This window comes from Streptomyces bobili (assembly GCF_002154575.1).
Taxonomy (GTDB): domain Bacteria; phylum Actinomycetota; class Actinomycetes; order Streptomycetales; family Streptomycetaceae; genus Streptomyces; species Streptomyces bobili.
Genome location: NZ_MUBA01000153.1, coordinates 7,351 through 7,921, shown reverse-complemented (window position 1 = coordinate 7,921; position 571 = coordinate 7,351). Strand labels below are relative to the sequence as shown.

Here is a 571-nt window from a genome sequence, read left to right as displayed (position 1 = left end):
GACCGGGTGGGCCTCCAGGCCGGGAGCGGCCAGCAGGTCGGCGATCAGTTCGGGGGATCCGCCGATGTAGGTGCTCACCAGGTCCACGTCGCCGCCCAGGCACCAGGCGCGGTCGTCGGGCCACCACAGGTCGGGCAGTTCGGCGAACTCGTCCAGCTCGGCCGGGGAGGAGCACCTCGTCCCGGCCGGGGGTCTCGAACGACGGGAACCTGTCGAAGTCCCAGCGGCCGTAACCGTTCCAGAGCCCGAACCAGCAGTGCTCCGGGGTGCGGGTGTGCCGGGCCAGGACGGGGATCAGGGACAGGGCGAGTGCGGGCGGGGTCGGCCCTTCCGCGGGATGCTCGTCCCAGACGCCGGGCAGGCCGTAGTCGGAGGCGTTGACGTAGTCGAGGTCCATGCCGATCACCTCGTGCCAGGCGGTGTCGGGCTCCACGACCCTGCCCAGGGCCGCGGCCACCGTGGCCCACCGCACGGGCCGTTCGTCCAGCGAGGCCGGATGCAGCACCCGCGCGTAGGCGGCGAACCCGGGTGCGGCGACACCCGCCACGGTCCCGAAGTCACCGTGTCCGGG

The 571-nt window shown here is 73.4% G+C and carries 1 pseudogene; it reads right to left on the bottom strand.

The features are described 5' to 3' along the window. A pseudogene (locus BZL64_RS13620) lies at positions 1-571 on the bottom strand (hypothetical protein); the annotation flags it as partial.